This is a genomic window from Bradyrhizobium liaoningense (assembly GCF_018130955.1).
Taxonomy (GTDB): Bacteria; Pseudomonadota; Alphaproteobacteria; order Rhizobiales; family Xanthobacteraceae; genus Bradyrhizobium; species Bradyrhizobium liaoningense_C.
Genome location: NZ_JAFCJM010000051.1, coordinates 1 through 24,478, shown reverse-complemented (window position 1 = coordinate 24,478; position 24,478 = coordinate 1). Strand labels below are relative to the sequence as shown.

At 64.6% G+C, this 24,478-nt stretch carries 22 protein-coding genes; 7 read left to right on the top strand and 15 right to left on the bottom strand.

Annotated elements, in window-relative coordinates:
* Nucleotides 1–116: 116 nt before the first annotated feature.
* The gene (locus JQ632_RS29745; protein WP_212406206.1) at nt 117–491 is read left to right on the top strand and encodes a CsbD family protein; all 375 of its coding nucleotides are present in this window, start codon (nt 117–119) and stop codon (nt 489–491) included.
* Nucleotides 492–644: 153 nt separating this feature from the next.
* On the opposite strand, the gene JQ632_RS29740 is transcribed toward JQ632_RS29745, so the two are convergent.
* Complete coding sequence (locus JQ632_RS29740) at nt 645–2,333, bottom strand: SGNH family hydrolase (RefSeq protein WP_212406205.1); 1,689 nt, start codon at nt 2,331–2,333, stop codon at nt 645–647.
* A 154-nt stretch (nt 2,334–2,487) separates the two neighbouring features.
* Nucleotides 2,488–3,873, bottom strand: a complete 1,386-nt coding sequence (locus JQ632_RS29735) for a lytic murein transglycosylase (protein WP_212406230.1) — start codon at nt 3,871–3,873, stop codon at nt 2,488–2,490.
* Nucleotides 3,874–4,077: 204 nt separating this feature from the next.
* Between JQ632_RS29735 and JQ632_RS29730 the strand changes: the two genes are divergently transcribed.
* Nucleotides 4,078–4,956 (top strand): UTP--glucose-1-phosphate uridylyltransferase, encoded by an 879-nt coding sequence (locus tag JQ632_RS29730; protein WP_212406204.1) that lies wholly within the window; start codon nt 4,078–4,080, stop codon nt 4,954–4,956.
* 235 nt (nt 4,957–5,191) lie between these two features.
* Here the strand turns inward: JQ632_RS29730 and JQ632_RS29725 are convergent, their stop codons facing one another.
* Nucleotides 5,192–6,688, bottom strand: coding sequence for a sensor domain-containing diguanylate cyclase (locus JQ632_RS29725; protein WP_212406203.1), 1,497 nt, complete (start codon nt 6,686–6,688; stop codon nt 5,192–5,194).
* A 145-nt stretch (nt 6,689–6,833) separates the two neighbouring features.
* Here JQ632_RS29725 and JQ632_RS29720 point away from each other — a divergent pair, with 145 nt between their 5' ends.
* The 4 genes from JQ632_RS29720 (at nt 6,834) to JQ632_RS29705 (ending at nt 10,031) form a co-directional block, all read left to right on the top strand.
* The gene (locus tag JQ632_RS29720) at nt 6,834–7,091 is read left to right on the top strand and encodes a hypothetical protein (protein WP_212406202.1); all 258 of its coding nucleotides are present in this window, start codon (nt 6,834–6,836) and stop codon (nt 7,089–7,091) included.
* Nucleotides 7,092–7,099: 8 nt separating this feature from the next.
* Complete coding sequence (locus tag JQ632_RS29715; RefSeq protein ID WP_212406201.1) at nt 7,100–7,345, top strand: hypothetical protein; 246 nt, start codon at nt 7,100–7,102, stop codon at nt 7,343–7,345.
* A 432-nt stretch (nt 7,346–7,777) separates the two neighbouring features.
* Nucleotides 7,778–9,001 (top strand): vanadium-dependent haloperoxidase, encoded by a 1,224-nt coding sequence (locus tag JQ632_RS29710; protein WP_212406200.1) that lies wholly within the window; start codon nt 7,778–7,780, stop codon nt 8,999–9,001.
* Nucleotides 9,002–9,005: 4 nt separating this feature from the next.
* The gene (locus JQ632_RS29705) at nt 9,006–10,031 is read left to right on the top strand and encodes a hypothetical protein (protein ID WP_212406199.1); all 1,026 of its coding nucleotides are present in this window, start codon (nt 9,006–9,008) and stop codon (nt 10,029–10,031) included.
* Nucleotides 10,032–10,096: 65 nt separating this feature from the next.
* On the opposite strand, the gene JQ632_RS29700 is transcribed toward JQ632_RS29705, so the two are convergent.
* From JQ632_RS29700 to JQ632_RS29675, 7 genes are all read right to left on the bottom strand, one after another.
* Nucleotides 10,097–10,501, bottom strand: coding sequence for a hypothetical protein (locus JQ632_RS29700; RefSeq protein WP_312015678.1), 405 nt, complete (start codon nt 10,499–10,501; stop codon nt 10,097–10,099).
* Between the two features lie 289 nt (nt 10,502–10,790).
* A complete protein-coding gene (locus JQ632_RS29695; protein ID WP_212406197.1) occupies nt 10,791–11,255 on the bottom strand; it encodes a pyridoxamine 5'-phosphate oxidase family protein in 465 nt (154 codons plus the stop codon).
* Nucleotides 11,256–11,409: 154 nt separating this feature from the next.
* Entirely contained in the window at nt 11,410–11,679 is a 270-nt protein-coding gene (locus JQ632_RS39730; RefSeq protein ID WP_249152623.1) for a hypothetical protein, read from the bottom strand.
* A gap of 159 nt (nt 11,680–11,838) precedes the next feature.
* Entirely contained in the window at nt 11,839–12,816 is a 978-nt protein-coding gene (locus tag JQ632_RS29690) for a tripartite tricarboxylate transporter substrate binding protein (protein WP_212406196.1), read from the bottom strand.
* A 95-nt stretch (nt 12,817–12,911) separates the two neighbouring features.
* Nucleotides 12,912–13,757, bottom strand: coding sequence for a fumarylacetoacetate hydrolase family protein (locus JQ632_RS29685; protein WP_212406195.1), 846 nt, complete (start codon nt 13,755–13,757; stop codon nt 12,912–12,914).
* Between the two features lie 16 nt (nt 13,758–13,773).
* Entirely contained in the window at nt 13,774–15,375 is a 1,602-nt protein-coding gene (locus JQ632_RS29680; RefSeq protein WP_212406194.1) for a bifunctional 3-(3-hydroxy-phenyl)propionate/3-hydroxycinnamic acid hydroxylase, read from the bottom strand.
* Entirely contained in the window at nt 15,372–16,271 is a 900-nt protein-coding gene (locus JQ632_RS29675; RefSeq protein WP_212406193.1) for a VOC family protein, read from the bottom strand. The genes JQ632_RS29680 and JQ632_RS29675 overlap by 4 nt, the downstream gene beginning before the upstream one ends.
* 136 nt (nt 16,272–16,407) lie before the next feature.
* Between JQ632_RS29675 and JQ632_RS29670 the strand changes: the two genes are divergently transcribed.
* Nucleotides 16,408–17,106: a GntR family transcriptional regulator gene (locus JQ632_RS29670; protein ID WP_212406192.1), complete on the top strand. Its 699-nt coding sequence runs from the start codon at nt 16,408–16,410 to the stop codon at nt 17,104–17,106.
* A 207-nt stretch (nt 17,107–17,313) separates the two neighbouring features.
* Here JQ632_RS29670 and JQ632_RS29665 read toward each other — a convergent pair whose 3' ends face one another.
* The 5 genes from JQ632_RS29665 to JQ632_RS29645 all read right to left on the bottom strand — a co-directional run bounded on the left by JQ632_RS29665 (nt 17,314) and on the right by JQ632_RS29645 (nt 24,318).
* Nucleotides 17,314–20,487, bottom strand: coding sequence for an efflux RND transporter permease subunit (locus JQ632_RS29665; protein ID WP_212406191.1), 3,174 nt, complete (start codon nt 20,485–20,487; stop codon nt 17,314–17,316).
* Nucleotides 20,484–21,911: an efflux RND transporter periplasmic adaptor subunit gene (locus JQ632_RS29660; protein ID WP_212406190.1), complete on the bottom strand. Its 1,428-nt coding sequence runs from the start codon at nt 21,909–21,911 to the stop codon at nt 20,484–20,486. The genes JQ632_RS29665 and JQ632_RS29660 overlap by 4 nt, the downstream gene beginning before the upstream one ends.
* Before the next feature lie 82 nt (nt 21,912–21,993).
* Nucleotides 21,994–22,386, bottom strand: a complete 393-nt coding sequence (locus JQ632_RS29655) for a FixH family protein (RefSeq protein WP_212406189.1) — start codon at nt 22,384–22,386, stop codon at nt 21,994–21,996.
* A gap of 102 nt (nt 22,387–22,488) precedes the next feature.
* Nucleotides 22,489–22,857 carry a hypothetical protein gene (locus JQ632_RS29650; protein WP_212406229.1) on the bottom strand — a complete coding sequence of 123 codons (369 nt, stop codon included), beginning with the start codon at nt 22,855–22,857 and terminating at the stop codon, nt 22,489–22,491.
* Between the two features lie 348 nt (nt 22,858–23,205).
* Nucleotides 23,206–24,318, bottom strand: coding sequence for a D-alanine--D-alanine ligase family protein (locus tag JQ632_RS29645; protein WP_212406188.1), 1,113 nt, complete (start codon nt 24,316–24,318; stop codon nt 23,206–23,208).
* Nucleotides 24,319–24,478 lie beyond the last annotated feature (160 nt).

Here is a 24,478-nt window from a genome sequence, read left to right as displayed (position 1 = left end):
CCTGCTTGCCTTCCGGATTTCGCTGCGCTCCATCCGGGGTACATCTCAAATATCGCGCTTGGAACCGCGCCGTGCCTGATCGGTTACCTCGGCTGACCCCGAGGGAGAAAACCATCATGGACAAGGATCGGATCGTCGGATCAGCCAAGGAGTTTGCCGGACGCGTCGAAGGTGCCGTGGGCGATGTCGCAGGCGATGCAAGGACGCAGGCCTCCGGCCGCGCACGCGAGGCCGCCGGCTCCGTGCAAGATCTGTACGGCCAGGCGAAGGACGCCGCCCGCGAAGCCGGCGAGACCGCGGCCGCTTACGCGAAGGACGCCTATGAGAGCGGCGGCGAGACGCTGCGCGACGGCTCGCAGGCGCTCGCGAAGAAGGTGCATGACAATCCGCTCGGCGCGCTGCTGATCGCAGGCGGCATCGGCTTTGCGCTTGCATTGTTGATGTCGCGCCCCGCGCGCCGTCCGCCGCCGCGCTGGCGCTACTACGGCTAAGTCGAGGTCAGCCAAATATCGTGCCCCGGATTGCAGCGCGGCGCGAAGTGCTGCGCTGCTGAGCCGGGGCCTATTCTTGAGAGGGTGTGCAGGCGGGTCCTGGCTCTGCGGCGTATCGCTACGCGCTGTGCCGCGTCCGGGACACGAGTGCGATCAGCGCACCGGAGTGCCGGGGAGTTCGGCCGATCGGCCGATGCTGCCCGGCGGACGCGGGATCGCCGGGTTGGCCGGATTGCGCGGCTGAGGCGCGAACTGCCGCGGCTGCGGAGGCGGAGAGGGCGAGCCGAAGCCGAAGAAATCGCGCAGCGACGGTGTTGCCTGCTGCGCGGGCTGCTGCACCGGCGGCTTCTTCGGCAACAGTTTTGGCGGCGCAATCGCGGCCGCAGCACCCGGATTTGCACCGTTCTCGCCCGGCGTGGTCGCTGCCACAGGCGTATCGCCCTTGGCCTGCTCGCGGCCGACTTCGCGGCGCGGCCAGGCATAATCGTCGGCGCGGCCCGCGGGCGCGCTGAGCGGCTCACCCTTCACCAGCGTGCGCGCGGCAAGCGCATCGACGGCGGCGGGGCGCGATCCCGGTCCACCCAGCAATTGATCGGTCGAGATCGAAGCCGCAACCAGCGGCACGATCGGTCCTGCGAGCGGCCGGGGCGCCGGCTTGCCGGGCTCGGCGCTGGTGTCGGGCGTGGCGGGCTCGCTCGGCAGCGCAATCGGGCCGGAGCGTCCAGCGAGCAGGCGCGTGATCTCGCGCTCGACATAGTGCGCGAGCTTGCGCGCGCCGGGCTTTGTGAAATAGACGCCGTCACCGGTGCGCAGCTGGCGGATCTGGCCTTCGAAGTCGGGGCCCTTTTGGAGGAAGCGCCCGGCCTCGTCGACAAAGCCGTCCCAGACGTCGACATAGGTGATGCCGGCCTTGTTCGAGCCTTCGCGATACAGCGAATCCAGGAACAGCATGTCGGCCGTTCCCTTCGGCCCGCGGATCGCGGGCAGGCCGACCCAGAGCACCGGCACGCCCTTGGCCTTGAGCACGCCGATCAGCTCCTCGATTTTCTTGCTGTAGAGCTCGACCCAGCGGTCGTCGCGGAATTCATAGAGGCCGTTGGGCGAGCGCGCGGTTTTCTCCGGCGCCGTCACCTGCGGCGTATCCGCATTGTCGGCGTCATCCTGCGGCAGGTCGGCATCAGCCGGCTTGTCGTCGGATTTTGCGGCAGCGTCCGGCTTGGCATCACCCGGCTTGGCCGGCGGCTTGCCGCGTGCGGTCTTGTCGTTCTTCTTGTCCGTCGCCTTGTCGGATTTGTCGGCGGCGGGTTCGCGCATTGCCATGCGGTCGTTGAGGCCGAGCATGACGACGATGGCGTCGGGCTTTTCGGTTTCGAGGATGCCCTTCGCAGCGGCTGCCCAGTCCGAAGGCTCGCCCTTCGGCTGGTACTTGATCAGGCCCGACGTGGTCTTGTGCTTGCGGATCACGCCCATGTCGGGCTGCTCGGTGTAGGCGTCTTCCAGGCCGTAGGCTAGCCAGTCTGCCATGCCGTCGCCGATCACCAGGATGTTGCGCTCGGGGATCGTGTCGCGCTTGGCCGGTGCCGGTGCGCGCGAAAAATCCTGACGCGGGGCCTGCGGCTGTTGCTGCTGGAAGGGCGCGAAGAAGTCGCCGCCGAACCAGCCGCCGCCACCACCGCCGCTGCGCGGTGGCGCGGGTCGCGACGGTCCGCCGAAGCCGGGGAAGTTGAAGAACTGCGCCGAGGCGGGCCCCGCAATCGAAACCAGAATCGCAAGCGCCGTCGCCAGCGCGATCAACGGGCCGGTCTGGGTCAACGCTCTGAAGAATGATTTCGGCTTCGACATGCGATCGTCGGACAAGGGAGTTTGGAGACGGCAAATATAATAGCGGAATCGGGCCGCAAACGGGCAGATTTGATTACGTCATACACCGGCGGTCGGCCAGTCCCGTCAAGGATTTGGGCCGAATTCCGCGTTCAGGGTTACTTTTGGCCGCCTTTCAGCGCCCGCGGAGCCGTTCCAGCATGTCCGAGGAGGCAAATCCGTCGGCGGGGGCCCCGATCGAGGCCTGGAAGTTGCGCAGGGCCTCCCGGGTCTGACCGCCGAACTGGCCGTCCGGGGTGCCCTTGTAGAAGCCGCGCTGGGCCAGGAGCTGCTGCAGCTCCAGCCGCTCGGTCCGGGATAATTCGCGTTCCTGGCGCGGCCAGGGCTGCACGAAGGGCTGGCCGCCGCGCAGCCGATCGGCAAAGTGCCCGATCGCCAGCGCATAGGCCTCGGCCGGGTTGTACTTCATGATCACGCGGTAGTTTTGCAGCATCAGGAAGCCCGGACCGGCGGCGCCGGCGGGCGCCAGCAGATAGGCCTTCTCGGCCGGGTGCGGGAACGGCTGGCGGTTGGCCCTGACGACGCCGAGCTTCTCCCATTGCGCGATCGTCATCACCTTGGCGCGGTCGGCCAGCATGTAGTTGAAGCCCTGGGGCACCGTGACCTCAAAACCCCAGGTCTGGCCGGCCTGCCAGCCGTCCTTCTTCAGATTGTTGGCGGTCGATGCGATCAGATCGGTCGGATTGTCGACGACGTCGCGCCGCCCGTCACCGTCGCCGTCCACGGCAAAGCGCTTGAAGGCGGTCGGCATGAACTGCGTCGGCCCGAACGCGCCGGCCCAGGAGCCGCGCAGCTGCTCTGGCCTGAGATCGCCGCGATTGAGGATCTCCAGCGCGGAGAGAAACTCGTCCTTGAAATAGGCCTGGCGGCGGCCGATGCAGGCGAGCGTCGCGGTCGATTGCAGCACGCTGCGATCGCCCATCTGGGTCGAGTAGTTGGATTCGATGCCCCAGATCGAGGCGATGATGTAGCGGTCGACGCCGTAGGTCTTCTCCGTCGCGTCGAACTGCGCCTTGTATTTGGCGAGGACCTCTTTGCCCTTGGCGAGCCGGTTGTCGTTCACGAGGATGTCGAGATAGTCCCAGATCGATTTGGTGAACTCCGGCTGAGAATCCATCAGGTCCATGATGCGCAAATCGGGCGAGAGCCCGGTCGTGAAGCGCTGGAAATTCTCCTGGGTCACGCCGCGCCGTGCGGCATCGGGCCACATCGATTGGACACAAGCATCGAAGTTCGCCGCCGCCTGGCGGATCGCGGCCGCCGTCATCAGGGGATGGCCGGAGGCGCCGTCCTCGCCGCTCCAAGGCTTTGGTCCGTCCTTTGGTCCATCCGTTCCTTGCGCCGGTTGCGATGGGCCGGCGTTTGGGCCGGAAAAGATCCCGCCAAACAGGTTGGACAGGCCGTTGTTGGAGGCCTGCGCGCGCACCTCGAGCGGGAACAGGAGCGCAGCCGCCATCATGGTCGCGCCGGACAATTTTGCCAGTCCCGCCGTCGGTCGCATCGTTCCCACCTGGTTTCCTCCAAAATCCGGCATCAGGAGGCCCTGTTACGGTTGCCAATATCTTAACAAAGGTGAAGTTTTGTAGGCGCTCCCCGTCTAAAGTCTTTCGGGCGGGGGCCCAACATCCGCCTTTGTTGCCGGCTGCAAAGCGGCTGGCATCACATCCATTGCTCCCTTCACGTTCCAAGGTCTTCGATCCATCCCATGAAAATCCGCAAAGCTGTATTCCCGGTCGCCGGCCTCGGCACCCGCGTCCTGCCCGCCACCAAGGCGATGCCCAAGGAAATGCTGACCATCGTCGACAAGCCGCTGATCCAGTACGTCTATGACGAGGCGCGGGAGGCCGGCATCGAGCATTTCGTGTTCGTCACCGGACGCAACAAGGCCGTCATCGAAGATCATTTCGACCGCATGTTCGAGCTCGACACGACGCTGGCCTCGCGCGGCAACAAGAAGGCCGAGCAGGACGTGCTGGCGGAGAACCAGCCGCCGGCCGGCGCCACCAGCTTCACGCGCCAGCAGGCGCCGCTCGGCCTCGGACACGCCGTGTGGTGCGCGCGCGACATCGTCGGCAACGAGCCGTTCGCGGTCGTGCTGCCCGACGAGCTGGTGCTGAACACGCCGGGCTGCCTGAAGCAGATGATCGAGGCCGCAGGCAAGCTCGGCGAAAAGTCCAATTTGATCGCGGTCGAGCCGGTACCGGCGGAGCTCACGCATCAATACGGCATCTGCGGCGTGGGAAAACGCACCGGCAAGATCTTCGAGGTCGACGGCATGGTGGAGAAGCCGCCGAAGGGCACCGCGCCCTCCAACCTCTCCATCACCGGCCGCTACATCCTGCAGCCGGAGATCTTCAAGATCCTGGAGACGCAGGAGCGCGGCGCCGGCGGCGAGATCCAGTTGACGGATGCGATGATCACGCTCGCCAAGTCGCAGGCCTTCTACGGCGTCGAGTTCGAGGGCGAGCGCCATGATTGCGGCTCCAAGGCCGGCTTCCTGCGCGCCAACATCGCCTTCGGCCTCAAGCGCCCCGAGCTGCGCGACGGGCTGATCGCGGAGATGAAGAAGTATCTGGGGCAGTGAAGCCCTGGGGCACTTGAGGCCCCTCCGACAAAGTGTCGAAAACAACCCCATGCACAGTAGCGTGGGGTTGATGGCGTGATGGCGAACTCATGCTGCGAAAGTGCTTGATGCGTCGGATAAATCGGCAGCTCAGGCGCAAATTCGCAGCGAAGGCGTGCCATCTCTCCAACGTCGTCCCGGCAAAGGCCGGGACGACATCGAGTGAGTGGAGATTGCTCGCGAGCAGCGGGCAGCCTTACGCCACCAGCGACAGTTTCGGAATGTTCGCGACCACGGACTGGTTGCGGCCGCCGGCCTTGGCAGCGTAGAGCGCCTTGTCGGCGGCGGCGACCAGGATCGACCAGTCCATTCCGGCCGTGGGAATGAGGCTCGCGACACCGCAGGATACGGTCGACATCGCGCCGTCGTCCGACCAGCCCTGCACCTTGCCGCGGATTTTTTCGGCGACCTTGAACGCATCGTCCGCCGCCGTATCCGGCAGCAGCACGGCAAACTCCTCGCCGCCATAGCGCGCGGCGCAATCGCCGGCGCGGTGCACGGAGTCGGAAATGCAGATCGCGATACCGACCAGCACCTGGTCGCCGGCCTGGTGGCCATAGGTGTCGTTGTAGGCCTTGAAGTGATCGGCATCGATCATCAACAGCGCCACCGGCGTCTGCTGGCGCATCGCGCGCCGCCATTCGACGTCGATCACAGAATCGAACTTGCGGCGGTTGCGCAGGCCCGTCAGCGCGTCCGTCGTTGCCATTTCCTCGAGCTTGTTTTCGGCATCGGCGCGCCGGCGGATCTCGCGGGCCAGCACCAGCGTCGAGCCCAGCACGAACAGGATGAGCGTCAGCACCACGGCGCCGATCCGGAAAGCTTCGGTCTTCCACAGCGCGAACACGGCACTCAGCGGCTTGCCGGCCACGACGAACAGGGGGCCGCTGCCGCTGCTGCGTGCGTAAAGCCGCGGCGTCGCATCCACCGGCCCCTGGCCGGAATAGGTCCCGCCGGCCTTGAGATTGTCGGCCTTCCAGTTGGCGCGATCACTGAGATTCTTGCCGATGATGTCGAGATCGAACGGACGCCGCATCATGATGGTGCGGTCGCGCTTGAGCACGGTGATGGTATCTTCGGGGTCGAGCGTCAGCCGCTCGAACAGCTCGTGGAAATAGCTGAAGCGAATCGAGCCGGCGACGACGCCCATGAAGCCGCCGTCCTGGTCGCTGACGCGCCGGGAGAGCACGATGGCGTAGGCGCCGCGAAACAGCATCGGGCGGCTGATGAACAGGCCGGCGTTCGGGTTGTCGCGATGGACCTTGAAGTAGTCCTCATCGCTCCGGTTCTCCGGCACCGGATCGAGCGTGGAGGCGTCGATCGTCAGCCTGCCCTCGGTGTCGAAGACCTGGATGGCGCCGAAGTGGCGCGCCGTGGTGGCGTGATCGAACAGGATGAGTTGCCGGATCGGCTTCGAGACCGCCCAGATCTCCGGCAGCAGCATGTTGCCGGCGACCGCGCGCAGCGAAAGATCGTAGATCTCGATGTTGCGGCCGATGTCGGCCTCGATGGTGGTGGCGAGGTTTTCCAGCGTCTGGCGGGCCAGCGCCTCCTCGCCCCGGCGCATGTCGAGCATGACGTTGACACAAATGGCCGAAAAGCCGATCACCGTCACGACCGACGAGATGATCAGCAGCTTCGCCGAAATCCGCCACGTCCGCCTGGCCGTGCCGTCGCGCCATCCGAACCGCATCGTCTGCTCCCGATACTAGTGGATGCGCCTGAATTCTTGCGTAGTGTTTAAGCCGCGACGTTCCTGCCGCGATCGGTTAAGAAATGGTTTCCACCCGTGTCGCTTTCAGGCAAAAGCGGTGCGGACGAACGGCTCGAGGACTGCGGTGAACGACTACGATCCATTGCGCGATTATCTGAAGCGGCAGAAGCAGGCCGAATTCGTGCTGAGCTTCGAACAGATCGAGGAGATCATCGGCGCTGCGCTGCCGCGTGCGGCGCAACGTGCCTCGTGGTGGGACAGCCTGCGCAGCCCCGACATCCAGATGCCGCAACGCGAGGCGGTTCTTGCCGCGGGCTTCAAGGCGGTGCGGATGCCGGATGGCACCAGCGTGCGGTTTACGAAGATGAAGACGCCGCGGTAACGTCGCCGATGCTGCGCTGGCTGAGGGGTGGTCTCGCCGCCGTTCTGATCGGATTGGGTGCGCTGTTCGCGCTCGCTTTCGAGGCGCGCTACTGGCGCTGGCGCGACTGCTTCAACGAGCTCGGCCGCTGCTACGATCCGGTCTCGCAAGACGTGTATCTCGAACAGGCCGGCTTGGTGTGGGGCGGCCTTGCCGCGGTGTCGTGGGTTGCGGGGCTCGTGCTGGTCGCGGGGCTGCGGCGCAGGCGGGAGTAGGCAGGCACTCAGACATCCGCGATGTCAGGTTGGGGCCACAAGACATTCGCCGACCCTCTCGCGACATCCGCTAGCTCTGCGGGCTGCAGCGACCTGTTTGAACGTCTTGTTCGATCACATCGCTTGCATTCACATCCGTCAGAAGCTGAGGATCTCTTGCAATCGGCCAGAGGTGCAGTCACTTTGACCCATCGGATCATCGGTCCGCGTTGAACCTTTCGGAGACTTCAGGGACTAACATCGGTAGCGATTTCGGCTGCTGGCGGAGTTATGGTTCCGCGAAACCATTCCAGAGCAGTCGCCCCGCGCGAGCGCAGCGACGCTTCGTGTGGTAAGGCGCCACTGCGCGCACGTTCAAAAGGATAATCGGGATACATTTCGCACCACATCGGCGGCCGTCTGAAGGATTCTTTTTCGGAGAAGGAGGCAACGATGAACGTGTTGAAAGCTGCAATCGTCGGCTTAGCCCTGATTTCGGGCGATACACTGGTCCGCGCCGACGTCATCGCCGATTGGAACATCACAGCCATGGACGTGATGAAGGCGGTCAACGTGGCGGGTAATCCGTGGACGCGCAGCATGGCTCTGGTGAACGTATCCATGTCTGACGCGGTCAACTCGGTGCAGAATCGATATTCCCGTTACGCGTCGACGGAGCTTCCAGTTGACCCGAACGCCTCGGCCGAGGCCGCGGCGGCAGCTGCTGCACGCGAAATTCTGATGCGTCAATATCCCGGCCAGAAGGCACGGATAGATGCAACCTTCGCGGAGACGATTCAAAGCATTCCGAACAACTCGGCGCGGGTCGCGGGCATTGCTTTAGGCGAAAAGGTCGCGGCCGCCGTTTTCACCGAACGGCAGAGCGATGCGACAAACACGCCCGACACATACCGCCCGCTCACCACGCCTGGCGTCTGGGTGCCGACAACGCCGCCCCTGTTCCCACAATATGCGACGGCCAAGCCGTGGGGCATGGACAGCGCAAGTCAGTTCCGCCCGGGTCCACCGCCTGCTCTCGAAAGTGCTCTGTACGCGCGTGATTACAACGAAACCAAGGAAATGGGCGGAGTGAAGAGCACGAAGCGGACCGACGCGCAGTCCGACGCCGTGCGCTTCTGGACGCAGGCTAACCTTGGGCCGGCATGGTACCAGGCAGCCTGGCAGGTTTCTGCTCGTCGCGGCCTCTCTTTGGCAGAAAGTGCGCGAGTGTTCGCGCTGATGTCCATGGCCCTCGCCAACTGCTTCATCGTCGATTGGGACGCCAAGTTCCAGTACAACTTCTGGCGGCCGATCACCGCGATCCGCAACGGCGACCAGGACGGCAACGATGCGACCGAACGCGATGCAGGCTGGCAGCCTCTAAACACGACACCGATGCATCCGGAATACCCGTCGCAAGCGGGCATCAACGCGGGTGCGGCGCGTGGTGTTTTGGAAGCTGTTTTCGGCAGCGGGCCGGAAGGCTTCGTCGTGACTGACACTTCCGATGCGCGCCTGTCACGCCAATTCGCCAGCTTTGCGCAGATGGACCAGGAGCACAAGGAGGTGCGTATCTGGGGCGGTATCCATTTCCGCAATTCGCTAGAGACCGGAGAAGCGATGGGTCACAAGATCGCCGACCATGTTGTCGCAAATTATATGAAACCGACGAGGTAAATCCATGTTCGGCGCCATCGCCAGGCGCCTGGTAACAAGCGGCGCACTGCTGCTCGCCGCTTTGCTGACCGTGGACGCCGCGGAAAACGACGACGATCTTCCCGACCTTGCTGACCAGATCGCGCAGATGGCCTCCGAGGTCGCACTCGAGCTGCAGCAAGTCTGTTCGCCAGCGTCACCCTCAGACGAGGCAGCCTTCGACCGATGCCGGCGCAGTCTGTTTGGCGACTCCGCGCTAAGGCGGAGCCTCGCGCCGAGGCTCCTGTGGGGCCGTCGGAATCAGGACGCCGGGGCAGCACTCAAGGACACCAATCTCACTCAGTTTGCGCCCGATGTGATTGCCGGGCTCTACCTCTCGCTGTTCATGTATAGCGGCGAGTACAGCATCGAGTACGTCGAGCGCGAGCGATTGTACGTGATGCGTCTGCGAGCAGGGTTCCGCAACCTTTTGGCGCCAGGGAATTTTCCGTATCCGTTCTGGCACGACGAGGCGAAGTGGGGTGTCTATCAGGCCGCCAATTCGGTTCTGCTCTGGGTCAATCCAAAGACCGCGAAGATCGTCATCGGGCAATTCACGGAGCGGGGCAACGGAAGCCCTGTCGTCTCCACGCAACCGATAAGGCCCAAGTTCGACGGCAAGTGGATGTGGACGGACAAGGAGGGACGCATCCAGCCGCGCGTGACGCTTTTCGACGGCTTGTTCCGGCAAGACAATCCCTATCTGCAGAAGCTCGACGTCACATACAGGACCCTGGCGCTACGGATGCGCGACGCGCAGTGCGATAGCTGCCACGTGCCGAACAACCCCTGGAAGATGCGCCGGCTGGTGCTGATGCATACACCGGCCCACGCAGCAGGCGAAATCGCCCGGCTAATGGCGGCGGTGCGCGAGGACAGGATGCCGCTCGACGATAGCGGAATCGAACAGCTGCTCGACCCCGCGCTCAAACGTGCGCTGCTCGAAAGCGGGGGCGCCTTCGAAGAGTCGGTGAAGGCTGCAAAAGAGTGGGAAGGGGCACACCGGGATTGAATGACACTCGCTCGATGCTCTTCGGTTGAGCTAATGTGGCGGGGAGAGCGGAAGCGTTAGGTCCGCTAAGCCGCGCCTCGCGCGTCGCGCACCGCTTGTGCGACCTTCGTCGACTGCGACACTCGCCCGATTTTTGCACCTGTGATGATCTTTCTTCGGCGCGAACTCGGGTTCGGCGCCATGCCTTCGTTCGCCGTAGCTCCGGCGGCGGGATAGGTCATGAAGTTGGCGGCTCGATGCAGCGCGAGAGCCTTTCGAGCTGCTTCGACATTTGCGGTCTTGGCTGCCAAATTGTGAAGACGCCTGACCTCGGAATTCACCCGCTTGAGCGCCGCGGCGAAGACCTGCTTGCGTTTGGATGCGTGCTCGGCGGTGCCTGGAAAGCTTGCGCCGCGGGCCTCGCCTTTCCCGCGCTGCTCTCGCTGCTTGTGCCGGCTCTGCGTTCGCTCCTTGTCGCGCATCTTGCGCAAGCGGGGGCGCATGGCCTCAAGCTCAGCTGCCTCGATGTCATAGATGGCGGGATGGTGCGTGAGACGGATCGTCTCATATTCTTCGTGGCTGAGCAGGCTGCGTTCGAACTTGCAAGGGACCGACATTTTCCCTTCCTCCATTTGATGTCATGAAGTTCAGGCAGGCGGGCTCGAGGACATCCGGTTCGACGATGTTACTACGAGCAGGAGTTGCATTGCCACTGGAAAACTTGGACCTGGCGAATGTTTGCCGCGGGCCGGAAGCTGACCCGATTGCACCGTCGAATGGTCACTCCTCGAACCGCCCGGATGGCTGGAGCATGCGGAAGCGGGTGGTCCAGGCCCGGCGCAGCTCCGGTTCGGTCGTTCCCTCATCATAGGCTGGCGAAGTGAGGGGCAACGCCCTGGTCACGGCGATCGTCACGATGGCGCGGATTCTGTGCGCGAGCGAACTGCGCAAGTTCGGAAGCAGCGTGTCAAAGGCGGGCTCGCCCCGTTCCACCACGGTGGCCATGCCAGCGAAACGATAGCCCTTGCGCACGAAAGCATCGACGAAATTGACCTCGACGCGCGGATTCGCCTTGAGGTTTCGGATCGTGCCGGGTGAACGGATCTCGCCGAATGCGATGGTCCGGTCATCCAGGACGGCGAAGGTCCCCTTCGGCGAGACGTTCTGCATTCCATCGAGCGACGCTGTCGCAACAAACCCGAGGCGCTGCTCCTCGATCAGTCTCTTCATGTCCGGTGTTAGCATGGCAGACCTCATCCAGAGGCTTTTGGTCGCGACGCTCCGGAGCGCGAACACTAAGCCGCTGGTGAGAACAATGTAAGCCGGATGTCGACCGTGCTGGACGGACCGATCCTCGGGCTCGCGTCACTTGCCGTCCAGGCTCGTGACCCGCAAGTCCTTACCGCCGCACGCCGACGCGATTGACGCCGCCATTCAGATTGGTTGGGCTCGCCGTGCCAGCCCGGACAGCTGCACGCGCCACGGGGCGCGGCCTGAGCACGACACCGGGTCTCGCAACGCAGCTCGGCGGGTAATCGACATACTGGCAATACACGACCGCCCCGGCCGGTGCGGGATTGAGAGTAACACCTGCAACTCCCAGCAGGGCGCTGGCAGCAATTCCTGCAGCTGTCATCGACTTGATCGAAAGACGCTTCCTCGCATGCATGGTGATACTCCTTTGCGCTCGCGAACCAAAGGTGGCGGAGCTATTGCGACGCGAGAAGTACATGAGCGCCGGGAGCCGGAAACGTTGACGTAGATCAACGGCGATCGCGGCCGCCGGCGAGGTTCTTTGTCGCAATGCAGTGACGGCCCGGCGGCCCGGCTATTCAGGTTCGATACCAAGCGCCTGAATGATCTTGCCGGAGGAGGCGAGCTGGCCGTCGAGGAAGCGCTTTGCGCCTGAAGGCGTCACCGCATCGCCGATGCGGACGTCGAAGCCGAGGGCAGGGGCGCGCTCGCGCACCTCCGGCGACTCCAGGGCTTTTGCGATCTCGGCGCTCAGTTTGTCGACGATGTCGGCGGGCGTGCCGCTAGGCGCCATGAACATGAACCAGCCCTGCAGATCAACGCTTTGCAGCGTTTCGGCGATCGCGGGAACATCCGGCAGGGTGTCGATCCGCTTGGCGCCTGCAACGGCGATCGGGCGAAGCGTACCGGCCTTGATGAAGGCTTCTGCGATCGACGCCGCCTGGATCGTCACCTGAACGCGGCCCGTCACGGCGTCCTGGATTGCGTTCGTCGTCGTGTTGTAGGGGATGAGGACAAAGCCGGTGCCGGCGTGCTTGTTGATGGCTTGCGCGATCAGGCCCGAGAGGTTGCGCGCGCCGTCGACGGCCATGCTCAATGTGCCGGGTGCCGATTTTTCCAGCGCGATCAATTCCGGCAGCGACTTGGCCTTCACCTCGGGATTGACGAGAAGGACGTGGTTGCTGCGGGCCGCCATCGCGACCGGGACAAAATCCTTCACGGGATCGTAGGGCAGCTTCTTGAACGTGTAGGGGTTGGTGACGAGCGCGGCCGACGTGGCAAACAGGAATGTGTAACCGTCTGCTGCGGCACGGGCGACCGACTGCGTGCCGACGAGGTTTGCGGCGCCGGCGCGGTTCTCGACAACGAATTGCTGCCCGAAGGCCCGGGATAGCTTGTCAGCGATCAGGCGGCACATCACGTCCGGGCTGTTGCCCGCGGGCTGGGGGACTATCACCGTCACGGGCCGTTGCGGCCATGATTGCGCGAAGGCCGGAAAGGAGAGGCAAAGGGCAGCTCCGGCGAGCAGCAGGCGACGGGATAGCTTTGACATGGTGTTCCTCCTGGAGGGTGCCCTTTTCGGGCTCTTGTCGTTTTGAGGCGTACATGAGCGCGCAGCCCGCGCGATCGCGGGCTGCCGCCTGTCGATCAGGTTTCGTCGGTGACGACATTCCTGAGCACGCCGAGACGTTCGACCTCGACCTCGACGACATCGCCGGGCTTCATCCAGAGCGGCGGCTCACGCCGCGCGCCGACGCCGCCGGGCGTTCCGCTGACGATGACGTCGCCGGGCTCGAGCCGCGTGAAGGTGGAGCAATATTCGATCTGGCGCGGGATATCGAAGATCATCTGCTTGATCCGCGCCTCCTGCACGACCTGTCCGTTGAGGCGGGTCTCGAGCTTGAGCTCGCCGAGCGCGCCGAGCTCGTCCGGCGTCATCATCCAGGGCCCGAACGCGCCGGTGTCCGGAAAGTTCTTGCCCGGCGTGAACTGATGGGTGTGACGCTGGAAATCGCGGATGCTGCCGTCATTGTAGCAGGAATAGCCGGCGACGTAGTCCATGGCGTCGGCGCGGGAGATGTAGCGCCCCGCTTTGCCGATGATGACCGCAAGCTCGCCTTCGAAGTCGAGGTCGGTCGAGACGCGCGGCCGCACGATCGGCTGCAAATGCCCGGTCTGGCTGTTGGCATAGCGCGAGAAGATGGTGGGGTGCTCGACCTCGGCGCGGCCGGTTTCCTTGCGGTGGGTCTCGTAGTTCAGGCCTACGCACAAAATCTTGTCCGGGTTCGGAATGACCGGCAGCCAGGTGACTTTCGAGACCGGGACGCTAGCTGCCGCGGACTTTGCATCCGCAACGCCTGCGAACGCGGAGCCGATGGCTGCCTTCAGGTCGGCATAGCGGGCTTTAAGCGCGGCACCGACATCGAAAAAAGTCTCGCCCTCGACGAGGCCCCAGGTGGTGCGGCCATCGATCGCTACAGTTGCCAGTATCACGGCGTTCTCTCCATTGTCAGATCGGAATTGTGGTTGTCTCGCCCGGCCGGGACGTCATGCAGAGCGCCTCGATCTCGCGCAGGAGATCGCCGAGCTCGGCGGCGTCGCGCGCCGTGCCGAAGACGTAATGGTCGGGCCGCACGAGCGCGGCGACGACACCATGACGGTCGAACCAGTTTGCGAGCACGCCCTCGGTCTCCTCAAGCGCGTCCGGCGCGGTGGAGCCGGCAGGCGCGATGGCCGCCGCAAAAATGTCCGGGCGCGCGGCGCAGAGTGCGAGCAGGGCGGCGGCATCATTGCTGCGGCCGTCGATGAACGCGCGCCAGCCTGATCCGGTCACCTTGTCCAGCAAGCGGACCGTGCCGGCGCTCGCGATCCGTGGCTGCGGAAACAGGCTGCCGCGCGCCGGCCCTTCGTGCTGCCCGAGAAAGCCAGCGCGCAGCGGCGGAATGATCTCCTGCCGTGTCATCAGCAGCGGCTTGCCGCCGCCATCGGCCAGGATCTGCGCATCGCGCCGGCGCGCCGCGACAAAATCGCGTTCGCAGATCGATTGGCCGATCGCCTTGATCCGGCCGGTCAGCTCGATCACGTGCTGCTTGCGTTCGACCGTGTAGCTGTCGAGCAGGCAATGGGGCGAAACCCCCCTGAGCACGCGATCCAGCTTCCAGACCAAATTGGTGGCGTCACGCAGGCCCTGGCACATGCCCTGGCCGATGAAGGGCGGCTGCTGATGGGCGGCATCGCCGGCGATCAGGATTTTGCCGTTGCGCCAGACATCGGCAACGAGAGCGTGGAAGCGGTAGGAGGCCGCGCGCCACAACTCCCCATCCTCTGGCGTGAGCCAGGGCGAGAGCAACTTCCAGACGTTGTCCGGCCGTTCCATCTGCCGCGCGTCTTCGCCCGGTAGCAGCATGATCTCCCAGCGGCGGTGGTTCTTCGGGCCGATGAGGAAGCTGACGGGGCGCGCCGGTTTGCAGAACTGCGCGGAGCATTGCGGCAGGCGGGCAAGCGCAGCCTCGTTCACGCGCATGTCGACCACGAGCCAGGGCTCGTCGAAGATGAGGTCTTCGAGCGCAAGGCCTGCGATCTCCCGCACCGTGCTCGAGGCGCCGTCGCAGCCGAGCACATAGCGCGCCGTCACGGAACGGAGCTGCCCGTCGGCGTCCTTCAGCTTTGCCTCGACGCCGTCAGGCGCCTGGACGAGATCGAGCAGCTCGACGCCGAGCTCGGCCCGCACATTGGAAAAACCAGTCGCGTGGCGGCGCAGTTCAGCCTCGACCGCGGGCTGGCTGAACACCATGCTCGGCGTGTAGCCGAGCGGATAGGGTTTTGCGACCATGTCGATGCGGCGGATCAACTGGCCGTCGACGCCAAAATGCTCCGATGCCGTGAAGGGCTCGACATGGGGCGCGATCGCCTCAGCGAGGCCCATATTGTCGAGATGCCGAAAGATCTCGTGATCGAGCGCGATCGCGCGCGGCTTGTCATGGACGTCGGTGAGCCGGTCGATCACCAGCGTGCGATGACCGAGGCGGCCAAGCTGGCCTGCGGCAACAGCGCCGGTCGGCCCGAAGCCTACGACGAGCACGTCATAGTCGGTGGCGGCCGCTTCGGTCATGCGCGGGCCGTCGTGAAGGGAACGGCGAGCTGCGCTGTCTTGCAGGCGTCGGATTTTGGCGGGGCGATGCCCCACTGATCGGTTCGTCCCGGCGGCCAAACCCAATCCTTGGGTCCTTTCGCAACGTAGCTGTCGTCGATCTGCAAGACTTCGGCGGTGTATTCGATGACGGCCCCGGTCGGATCGACGAAATAGGCGAACACATTGTCGCCCGGTCCGTGCCGGCCGACGCCCCAGCCGATCGGATAGCCGTGATCGATCATGCGGCCGGAGCCGCGCATGACGGATTCGAGATCGGGCATCAGGAAGGCGATGTGATTGAGGCCGTTGCCAGGTGCCTCTGCAAGCACGACCGCGTGGTGGTCGCTGTTGCAGCACAGGAACGCCATCAGCTTCGATCGGTCCGACAGGCGGAATCCCAAGACGTCCTGGTAGAAGGCCGACAGCTTTTCGACGTCAGTGCTGTTGATGTTGACATGCGCCAGCCGCTCGGGGCGATCAGCAATCACGCGCGCCGCCTTGGTGCGATCGCCGTGGACGAACTCCATGGCGCAGCCCTGCGGCTCCCGAACCACAAAACTTTCGCCGCCCGACGGCGCAGGCGATGGCGCGGGCGAACTGATCACCTCGCAGCCGGCCTGCCGCGCGCGGTCGAACAGGCGGTGCAAATCCTCGCGCGAGCGGGCGCGGAAACTAACCTTCTTGAGCGACGTCGCCTCGCCCGGCGTGAGCTCGAGAACATGGAAGTCGTTTCCCATTGCAGCGAGGTACACCGTGCCGCCCACCTCCGCCGCGATGTCGAGGCCCCAGACCCCGGTGTAGAAATCGACCGAACCGGCGAGGTGCGGCGTCGTGATCTCGACGCTGCGCAGGGCCGCAACCGGAAAATCGGACATTGGGCTTCCTCGTCAGGGGACGCGAACTGACAAGCTCCTTAATATGTAAAAAAGTGCTAGTAAAGAAAGAATTTATAAATTATTGCACTGTGGTCCGCTGATGTACAAAAAAGACCGACGATTCCGACGGACGCCCATGAGCTCTGACCTGCCAATCCCGAAGGCGGACCAGCCGGCCACGCTGGCGACGACGATCTATGCGCGCCTCAAGGCCGACATCCTGACCACGCGGCTGCCGCCCGGACGCAAGCTGCAGTCGCGCTTCCTGATGGAGCAGTACAATGTCGGGCAGACCCCGCTGCGCGAGGCGCTCAACCGCCTGACGACCGAAGAGTTCGTCGTCGGCATGGAGCAGCGCGGCTTCTATGTGAAGGATGTCAGCAGGGAAGAGCTCCAGGAACTGACCAAGACGAAGTGCTGGGTCGAAGGCCTGGCGCTCCGGGAGTCCATGCAGAATGCGACCCAGGCCTGGGAGGAATCCCTGCTGGTGGCACATCACCGGCTCGATCGCACGCCGCGTTCGCTGAAAGCCGATACGTTCGAGGACAATCCGGATTGGGAGAAGGTGCACCGCGCCTTCCACGCGGCGCTGATCGGGCTATGCGGTTCACGGCCGCTGCTTGGCTTCTGCGAACAACTCGCCGACCGACTCTATCGCTATCGCATGATGTCGATCGCAAAAGCCTATCCCGCGCGCAAGGTCGGCGCCGAGCACCGCGAGATCCTCCAGGCGGTTCTCGCCAAGGACAGCGAAGAGGCCGTGCGCCTGCTCCAGCAGCACTATCAGCGCACGGCCGACGTCATCTATTCCGATCTCGACGGGCTGATCGCGTAACGCCAGTGCGGCCTGCTTCCCCTCTCTCCTTGTGGGAGAGGGTGGCTCGCCGCGTAGCGGCGAGACGGGTGAGGGGTGTGTATCCGCGAGTCACTCGGCACACAATGGAGATCGCGGACAGAGACCCCTCATCCGGCGCTTCGCGCCACCTTCTCCCACAGGGGGGAGAAGGGAAGAGCCGATCGCCTAGCTCGCCGACGTCTTCGTTCAAGCCGCCTTGGGCACCTCTTGCGCGCCGCCGGCTGCAGGTCCGTCGGCCGCTTCTCCCTCGCGTGAAAGCCCGCGCCCCTTCACCAGGCCGTAGATCGCCGGGATCACGATCAGGGTGAGCAGCGTCGACGAGATCATGCCGCCGATCATCGGCACGGCGATGCGTTGCATGATCTCCGAGCCGGTCCCGGTGCTCCACATGATGGGCAGCAGGCCCGCCATGATGGCGACGACAGTCATCATCTTGGGACGGACGCGCTCGACCGCGCCCTCCATGATGGCATCGTGGAGATCCCGGCGCGTGAAGGCACGGCCCTCGGCGCTGCACCTGGCCTTCATCTCGGCCAACGCGTGATCGAGGTAAATCAGCATCACGACGCCGGTCTCGGCGGCGACGCCGGCGAGCGCGATGAAGCCGACGGCGACGGCGACGGAGAGGTTGAAGCCGAGCCACCACATCATCCAGATGCCGCCGACCAGCGCGAAGGGCAGCGACAGCATCACGATCAGGGTCCCGGTCATGGCCCTGAAGTTCAGATACAGCAGAAGGAAGATGATCGTGAGCGTCACCGGGACCACGATCTTCAGGCGGGCAGCGGCCCGCTGCAGATATTCGTACTGGCCGCTCCAGACGACGTAGGTGCCGGCCGGAAACTGGATGCTTTCCGTGACGGCTCGTTGCGCATCCGCGACGTAGCTTCCGATGTCGCGATCGCGGATGTCGACATAGATGTAGGTCGCAAGCTGCCCGTTCTCGGTCCGGATCGATGTCGGCCCCCGCGCCGGCTCGACCCTGGCGACCTCGCCGAGTGGCACGGCGCCGCCCGCCGGCATCGGCACCAGGATGTCGCTGGCGACGGCATTCGGATTGTCGCGGAGATCACGCGGGTAGCGCATGTTCACCGAGAAGCGCTGCCGGCCCTCCACGGTTGTCGTCACCGTCTGGCCGCCGAGAGCCGCCGCGATGGTGTCCTGCACATCCTGGATCAGGATCCCGTAACGGGCGAGCGCCTCCCGGTCCGGCACGATCTCGAGATAGTAGCCGCCGATGCCCCGCTCGGCGTAGGCCGACGACGTGCCCGGTACCGTCTTGACCACGCGTTCGACCTGCTTGGCGAGCCGATCGATCTCGACGAGATCCGTGCCCATCACCTTGATGCCAACAGGGGTGCGGATGCCCGTGGACAGCATGTCGATGCGCGCCTTGATCGGCATGGTCCAGGCGTTGGAGACGCCGGGGAATTGCAGCGCCTTGTCCATCTCGGCAATCAGGCTGTCGATGGTGACGCCGGGCCGCCATTGCTCCTTCGGCTTCAGGTTGACGACGGTCTCGAACATCTCGGTCGGCGCCGGGTCGGTTGCGGTCGCCGCCCGCCCGGCCTTGCCATAGACGGATGCGACTTCCGGAAAGGTCTTGATGATCCGGTCCTGCATCTGCATGAGCTCGGCCGCTTTGGTGACGGAAATGCCGGGCAACGTCGTCGGCATGTAGAGCAGCGTCCCCTCGTTGAGAGCCGGCATGAACTCGGTGCCGAGCTGGCGGGCCGGCCAGATCGTGACGGCGAGCACCGCAACCGACGCCAGGATCACCAGCGTCTTGGCGCGCAGCACACCCTTGATCACCGGACGGTAGATCCAGATCAGGAAACGGTTGATGAAATTGCGGTGCTCCGGGACGATTTTGCCGCGGACGAAGATCACCATCAGCGCCGGCACCAGCGTGACGGATAGCAGCGCCGCCGCGGCCATCGAGAACGTCTTGGTGAACGCCAGGGGGCTGAACAGCCGCCCCTCCTGCGATTCCAGCGTGAAGATCGGCATGAACGACACGGTGATGATCAGCAGGCTGAAGAACAGTGCCGGCCCGACTTCGGACGCCGCATCAATCAGGATCTGGACGCGCGACTGATCCGGCGTGGCGCGCTCGAGGTGCTTGTGCGCATTCTCGATCATGACGATCGCGGCATCCACCATCGCGCCGATCGCGATCGCGATGCCCCCTAAGCTCATGATGTTGGAGCCCAGCCCCAGCAGCTTCATGGCGCCGAACGCCATCAGCACGCCGACCGGCAGCATCAGGATCGCGACCAGGGCGCTGCGGACGTGCAGCAGGAACACGATGCAGACCAGGGCGACGACGATGCTCTCCTCGACCAGCGTGTGCTTGAGCGTATCGATGGCGGCGTAGATCAGGTTCGAGCGGTCGTAGACCGGGACGATCTCGACCGATTTCGGCAGGCTGCTCGCGATCTCCTTGAAGCGCTTCTTGACGTTCTCGATCACGTCGAGCGCGTTGAGGCCGAAGCGCTGGAGCACGATGCCGCTCGCGACCTCGCCTTCGCCGTTCAGCTCGGCGATGCCGCGCCGCTCGTCCGGGCCAAGCTCGACATGGGCAACGTCGCGCAGCAGCACCGGCGTGCCGCCGGAGGTCTTGAGCACGATGTTGCCGAGATCGTTGATGCCCTTGATGTAGCCCTTGCCGCGGATGACGTATTCGAATTCCGAAAGTTCGACGGTGCGGCCGCCGACGTCGGCGTTGCTGGCGCGAATGGCCTCCCGGATCTTCTGCATGCTGATGCCGCGATCGCGCATCCGCTGCGGGTCGAGCACGACGTTGTACTGCTTGACGAAGCCGCCGATGCTGGCGACCTCGGCGACGCCTTCGGCCTTGGCCAGCGCAAATTTCAGATTCCAGTCCTGGATCGTGCGGGTGTCCGCCAGGTTCAATTCCCTGGACATCACCGCGTACTGGTAGACCCAGCCGACGCCGGTCGCGTCGGGCCCGATGGTCGGGGTGACGCCGGCCGGAAGCCGCGACGCCGCGCTGTTCAAAAACTCCATGACGCGCGAGCGCGCCCAGTAGATGTCGGTGCCGTCCTCGAAGATCACGTAGACGAACGACACGCCGAAGAAGGAGAAGCCGCGCACCACCTTCGATTTCGGCACCGTCAGCATGGCTGTCGTCAGCGGATAGGTGACCTGGTCCTCGATGACCTGCGGTGCCTGGCCGGGATATTCGGTGTAGACGATCACCTGCGTGTCCGAGAGGTCCGGGATCGCGTCCAGCGGAAGGTGAACCAGCGCGTAGAGGCCGGCGGCCGCCGCAAAGCCGGTGCCGAACAGCACCAGCAGCAAATTGCGGGCGGACCAGGCGATGATGCGGGCGATCACTTGTGATCTCCCATCGCTTGGCCGGTGCCGGCGTCGGGAGCCTGGGGCGCCGCGTCCGCAAAACCCTTGAGCGCCGCTTTCAGATTGCTTTCCGCATCGATCAGGAAATTGGCCGAGGTGACCACGGCCTCGCCATCCGCAAGGCCACCGCGCACCTCGATGTAGCCGCCGCCGCGCCGGCCGAGCTTCACGTCCCTCGGCTCAAAGCGCCCGTCGCCCTTGTCGACGAGCACCGCCTGCCTGCTGCCGGTGTCGAGCACCGAGCTGTCCGGGACCGCCAGGACGGGTGCGGAATCGGCGGTGTCGATGGTGGCATCGACATACATGTCCGGCAGCAGCATGGCGTCCGGATTGGCGAGCTCGATCCTGATACGAACGGTTCTGGTGTCGCGGTTCACCTGCGGATACACGACAGCGATCTTGCCTTCGAAGATTTTGCCGGGAAAGCTGCGCGCGCGGACGGCCACCTGCTGGCCGACCGCGATGTTGCCGAGATCGCGTTCGGCGACGTCGACCAGGGCCCACACCAGCGAGGTGTCCGCGATCCGGAACAGTACGTCGCCCGGATTGGCCCGCATGCCTTCGATCGCGTTGCGTTCGAGCACAATGCCGTCGCGCGGCGCCGACCAGTGCACGGTGACGGGCGCGATCCGCGTCCTCTCCATCTCCGCGATGACTGCTTCCGGAACGTCGAGATTGATCAGCCGCTGGCGGGAGCCGCGGCCGTACATCTCGACGCCGCCGACCGTCCTGGAGGTGATCGTCGCGAGATATTCCGCAGCCGCGGAGGCGACCGCCGAACTGTAGATCTCCATGAGAGGTTGGCCCGCCTTGACGCGGGTCCCCGTGGTCACGTCGGCGACCTTCTGCACAAAACTTTCGGCGCGCATGGCGATCACGGACATGCGGCGCTCGTCCAGTTGGATCGTGCCGGGCGCCTTCACCGCAACGCGGATCGCGCGCCGCTCGACGGGTTCTGACCTGACGCCCGTGCGCTGGATCTTGCCGGGCGAAAGTTTTACCAAGCCGTCGTCGGTATCGTCGCCGTCGTAGACGGGGACGTAGTCCATCCCCATCGGATCCTTCTTCGGCACAGCCGAGGTGTCCGGCAGTCCCATCGGATTGCGGTAGTAGAGGATCTTTCGCGAGGAATCCGCCTGTTGCTTCGGCTTCGCCGGCTCGGGCACCGCCGGATCGTCGTAGACCGGCAAATAGTCCCGTCCGCGATCGTCCTTCTTCGGACCGGCCGACCAAAGCGGCGCGCCGCTCGCGTCGCGGTAGTAGAGCGGCGTGCGGTCGGCGGCTGCCGCGGCCGTGGCGATGTCGGCGTGCGCAGGCCGGTGCCCGTCGCCCGCGTACCAATAGGCGCCCAGCGCCAGGCCGCCGCCCAGCGCGAGAACAGTCAGAAGACGCAGCGTTTTCATGGCGTGTATCGCGCGCTCAGTTGCGCGCGTCCGTATCAATGGAAAGGGGACATCGGGCGCCGTCGCGCGGCGCCCGAAGCGCTCACTTGGTCGCCTTGACGATCACCTTGCCGGTGACGGTGTCCGGCTCGCCTTGCACCTTCGCGGACAGCGTCACCTGGTAGCGGCCGGCCATCGGCAGGTCGGTCTTGAAGGCGTACACGCCCGGCTCCTTGGACGGCAGCGGCGTGACCGCGGATTCCATCTCGGCCATCCCGTCCGGAGCCATGTCCACGCGGGTCTTGAAGACGACTGCGTCAGACACCGGCTTGCCGGTCCGCTTGTTGGTCAAGCGAATGGCGAGCGTGATGTCGTCGCCCTTCTTCATCTCCGGATTGAGCGGCTCGAAGGTGTAATCGCCGGCGCCCGCCATCGCGGCCGAAGCGGCGAGCGAAAGGGTGGCGGCGAGAGCCGCGGTGGTGAATTTGGAAAGCATTGTCCTGTCCTCATGAAATGATCTCGATCCGTGGCGCGATTGGTGCGCGCACGTCAGTCGTCGTCGCGAGCAGGCATGCTGCGCGCGTCGGGCTTTGCGAGATCAGATTCGAGGAGGTCGGAAGGGTGGACTACCACCGCGGAACGAGACGACCTGATCCGCGGGAATGGCAACCTTGCTCGCCGCTACGGCGAGAAAATCGAAGGCGACAGATCGGACGTCGCCGAGCGCGACGGTTCCGCCAATGCAGCAGAAACCCATCCCGCACTTGTGGCTGTCGGTTTGCGAGGCGGCTCCCTTCATGTCGTCCGGACAGCATTCGTCCATCGACATGCCGGCATCGCCAGCCATGGACATGCTGGCCTGCATGTCGTCCGACGACATCGCGAAGCCGGCCGCCGATGCGCCGAGCGGCAGCACCGCCAGCGAGATGGCGATCGCGAATGCCAGGATGGTACGGACGAACCGCATCGTAATCTGTTTACCTTTCGGGCCGCAGCACGGCTTGAGTACCATATCCCGGCACCGGACGCAGTCCTTGATCCCGGTCAACCCTTCGTGACAGCGCCGGTGGCTAGGCGGGATGGTGCTTCCCCTCTCCCCTTGTGGGAGAAGGTGGATCAATCGCGCAAAGCGCGATTGAGACGGGTGAGGGGTTCTCTCCGCATGTAAACCTCTCTCGACTTGAGTTCGCGGAGGCAGACCCCTCATCCGGCGCTTCGCGCCACCTTCTCCCACAAGGGGAGAAGGGAAAAGCTCATTGTTCGCGCCTAGCTCGCCGCTTCCAGCAGCACTTCGGTGAGCAGGCGCGTCGAGGCGCTAGCGATGCACCGAGACCGTTTTCGACCGACGATGGCGCGCGATTGCATGCGCGATCAACACGTCCATCAGTTTCGATTGCGGCAGGCCGCTGGTTTCCCAGAGCTTTGGATACATGCTGATGCTCGTGAAGCCCGGCAGCGTGTTGGCTTCGTTCACGAAGACGTCCTGACCGCTCAGGAAGAAATCGATGCGTGCCATGCCCTCGCAGCACAGCACCTTGAATGTCTTGATAGCCAAGAGCTTGATGGCCTCGCTCAGGTCAGGCGCGAGCCGGGCAGGCACGACGAGACTGGCGCCATCAGCGTCGATGTATTTGGCATCGTAGGAGTAGAAGCCGTGCTTGTCGTCGGGCTCGATTTCGCCGAGCTCGGACGCTTTCACCTCGCCGTTCGCGTCCTCCAGGACCGAGCACTCGATTTCGCGCACCGACGGCACGCACTGCTCGATCAGTATCTTCCTGTCGAACCGGAATGCGTGCGTGCAGGCTTCCACGAACTCCTCGGCGGTTCGCGCCCTGGACACGCCAACCGATGAGCCCATGTTCGCGGGCTTCACGAACAGCTCCTTGGTGCCGACAGCGCGGACGGCGTCGTCATAGTCGATGGCCGAAGGCGCCGTGACCGCAATGAAGCGGGCCATCGGCAGCCCCGCATCCTGCAACAGCCGCTTGGCGACGTCCTTGTCCATGGAGACCGCAGAGCCAACCACACCCGATCCGACATAGGGAACGTCGGCCAATTCGAGCGCGCCCTGCACGGTGCCGTCTTCGCCGTGAGGACCATGCAGGACCGGAAAGACGACGTCGAAGGCGGGAAGCTGACGGGCCTGCGATCCCGTATCGTTCGTGAGCAGCGCCTTGCCGCCGCCGCCAGGAAGGAGCGAGACCTGCGGTCCGTCCTGCGGCACGACCAGAGCCGAGCTACCTGTTCCGGCGCCATTGCCGGCGTCGGCCGCAATCCAGCGGCCCTCCCGCGTGATTCCGATCAGGATCGGCTCGTAGCGATCCTGATCGAGGGAGCGCAGTACGTTGGCTGCCGACGCGCGCGACACATCATGCTCGGCAGATCGTCCGCCGAAAAGGATTGCGATCCGGAGCTTGCGACCGTCCATCTCATTCCCATGGGTTCATGCGCGCGAAGCTGACTGTAGCAGCTTCGATCCCGGGACGTCGCTTGTTGTATTGAGGCCGCTTCTGAGCAACCGGCGAGATGGGTAACAGTTCAAACCGACGACATGGGTAACACAATTCTTGTTTCGTTCAGGTCTGTTG